Source organism: Stenotrophomonas thermophila (assembly GCF_001499715.1).
Lineage (GTDB): Bacteria > Pseudomonadota > Gammaproteobacteria > Xanthomonadales > Xanthomonadaceae > Stenotrophomonas > Stenotrophomonas hibiscicola.
This window is the reverse complement of sequence record NZ_CVIW01000057.1, coordinates 1-2,828: the sequence shown is the minus strand read 5'-3', so window position 1 is coordinate 2,828 and position 2,828 is coordinate 1. Positions and strand designations below refer to the sequence as shown.

The 2,828-nt window shown below is 67.5% G+C and carries 3 protein-coding genes; 2 read left to right on the top strand and 1 reads right to left on the bottom strand.

All coding sequences use genetic code 11. The features are described from left to right. Positions 1-76: 76 nt before the first annotated feature. Positions 77-979 carry a LysR substrate-binding domain-containing protein gene (locus BN1263_RS17815; protein WP_058983082.1) on the bottom strand — a complete coding sequence of 301 codons (903 nt, stop codon included), beginning with the start codon at positions 977-979 and terminating at the stop codon, positions 77-79. Positions 980-1,097: 118 nt separating this feature from the next. On the opposite strand from BN1263_RS17815, the gene dkgB reads away from it, so the two are divergent. Continuing rightward, positions 1,098-1,901, top strand: a complete 804-nt coding sequence (gene dkgB / locus BN1263_RS17810; RefSeq protein WP_058983080.1) for a 2,5-didehydrogluconate reductase DkgB — start codon at positions 1,098-1,100, stop codon at positions 1,899-1,901. Positions 1,902-1,912: 11 nt separating this feature from the next. Beyond that, positions 1,913-2,828, top strand: a 916-nt coding sequence (locus BN1263_RS17805; protein ID WP_058983078.1) for a TIGR03571 family LLM class oxidoreductase, incomplete at its 3' end; no start/stop codon positions are given.

Genomic DNA, 2,828 nt, shown 5'->3' with positions numbered 1-2,828 from the left:
GGCAGCTGCGGTGATCCGGCAACCGCGGTGATCTGGCTGGTGGGAAAAGCCGGCCAGCGGCCGGCTCTACCGATCTCTATTCGTCGAACGGACGCTGCCCCAGCGTCTGCGTCACGTGGTCGACGAAACACGTGATGCGCGCGGCCAGCGCGGTGTTGCGGTAGTACACCGCATTGATCGGCTGCCGCACCTCCTGCGTCTGCTTGGCGAACAGCTGCACCAGGCGGCCCTCACGCCGATCCTGGCGGGTCAGGAAATCAGACAGGCAGGCGATGCCCAGCCCGGTCACCGCCATCTGCCGCAGTGTCTCGCCACTGGATGAAGCGATCGCCGGCGCGATCACGAAAGGCCCACCATCGGCATCGTGCAGCGGCCATTCGTTCAACGAACTGGGCTGGGTGAAGCCCAGCAGGTCGTGCTCGCGCAACTGCTCCACGCGCGTTGGCGTGCCATGCCGGCGCAGGTACTCGGGGCTGGCCACCACGCGGATGCGGCTGTGGCCGATCGGCCGCGCATGCAGGGTCGAGTCGCGCAACACACCGATGCGGAACGCCACGTCGGTGCGCTTCTCGATCAGGTCGGTGATGCCCTCGTTGGAATTCAGCTCCAGCTCGACCTGCGGGTAGCGCTCGCGGAAGCCCTCCAGCAACGGCACGATGACGTGCAGCATGAACGGCGTGGCGGCGTCCACGCGCAAGCGCCCGACCGGCTGCAGCCGCCGCGCGGCCATCTGTTCCTCGGCCTCGTCCACCGTGGCCAGGATCGTGCGCGCGTACTCCAGGAACGCCGCGCCTTCCTCGGTCAGCTCCAGCCGCCGCGTGGTCCGCCGCAGCAGCGTGGTCTGCAGCTTGTCCTCCAGCCGCGCCAGAGTGCGGCTGGGGGCGGGGATGGTCAGTTCCAGCGCCTCGGCCGCCGCCGTGATGGAACCACTGTCGACCACGGCCACGAAGGCCTTCAGCTCATCCAGAGTGGTTTTCATTTTTTACCTCGACGCAAAATCGTTTCCCGTATACATGGCTTAATCAACAAATGTAAAGCGCCCACACTTCGCCCTGTCCCGAGCCCACCGGCTCTCAACGAAGTCCCTGGAGTCCATCATGAGCGTTCCTTCCTTTGGCGTCGGCACCTTCCGCCTGACCGGCCAAACCGTCATCGACTCGGTGCGCAACGCCCTCGACGTTGGCTACCGTGCAGTCGATACCGCGCAGATCTACGGCAACGAAGCCCAAGTCGGCCAGGCCATCGCCGAATCCAGCGTCCCGCGCGACCAGCTGTTCCTGACCACCAAGATCTGGGTGGACAACTACGCTGCCGACAAGCTGATCCCGAGCCTGCGCGACAGCCTGGCCAAGCTGCGCACCGACTACGTCGACCTGCTGCTGATCCACTGGCCGGCGCCGGGCAATGGCGTTGAACTGCACGAATACATGACCGCGCTGGCCGACGCCAAGGCGCAGGGCCTGACCCGCCAGATCGGTGTGTCCAACTTCAACATCGAGCTGACCCGGCAGGCCATCGAGGTGGTCGGTGCCGGCGAGATCGCCACCAACCAGATCGAACTGAGCCCCTACCTGCAGAACCCGGCGCTGACCGCCTTCCTGCAGGACCAGGGCATCACCGTGACCTCCTACATGACCCTGGCCTACGGCAAGGTGCTGAAGGATCCGGTGCTGGCCGCCATCGCCGACAAGCACCAGGCCACCGTGGCCCAGGTCGCGCTGGCGTGGGCGCTGCAGCGGGGCTACTCGGTCATTCCGTCTTCGACCAAGCGCGAGAACCTGGCCAGCAACCTGCTCGCCCAGGACCTGCACCTGGATGCCGATGACATGGCCGCGATCGCCGCGCTTGACCGCAACGGCCGCGAAGTCGATCCGCCGGGCCTGGCCCCGGCCTGGGACTGAGGAGACTCGCCATGGGCAGTGCGTTGGCGCGGCTGCAGGCCGGTGGTTTCAGCATCGGCATCGAAGCACCGCTGGACAATGACTGGACGCCGCTGGGCGAACAGGCACGACGCGCCGCGCGACGCCTGCCCGGCGAACCGGACCTGCAGCGCCATGCAGAACTGGCACGCTTGGCCGACCGCCTCGGCTTCCGTGCGCTGTGGGTGCGCGACGTGCCGGTTTACGACCCAGCCTTCGGCGATGCGGCGCAGGTGTTCGAGGTATTCAGTTACCTCGGCTACCTGGCCGGCATCACCAATGACATCCTGCTGGGCACCGGTGCGGTGGTGCTGCCGATCCGTGAGCCGTTGCTGACCCTGAAGTCGGCGCGCAGCGTGCAGCGGCTGAGCGGAGACCGCCTGCTGCTGGGCGTAGCCAGTGGCGACCGCCCGGTGGAGTACCCGCTGTTCGGCCGCGATTTCGACACGCGGGACAGCCGCTTCCGCGAGCAGATCGCATTGCTGCGCGAAGGCGCCGCCGCGCACCTGCCGCAGGGCTTGGACGTGCTGCCTGCGGTTGGCCCAGCCCTGCCGTTGTTCGTGGCCGGCCTGGCCCAGCAGCAACCGGCGTGGATCGGCCAGCACATGGATGGCTGCCTGGCCTACCCGGGCACGCCACAGGACCATGCGCAACGCGTGGCGGCCTGGCGCGCCGTGGCCGGCAACAAGCCGTATGCCAGCTTCATCCACCTGGACCTGGTGGCCAATGCCGATGCCCCGCTGCAGCGCTGGCGCTTTGGGCTGCGCGGCGGCCGCAAAGCCCTGCTGGCCGAGCTGCATGCCATGCAGGCGGCCGGTGTCGACCACATCGGCCTGCAGTTCCGCCGCAACGAACGGCCGTTGGCCGAGACCTTCCACGAGATCGCCGAGTACGTGCTGCCGCACTTCC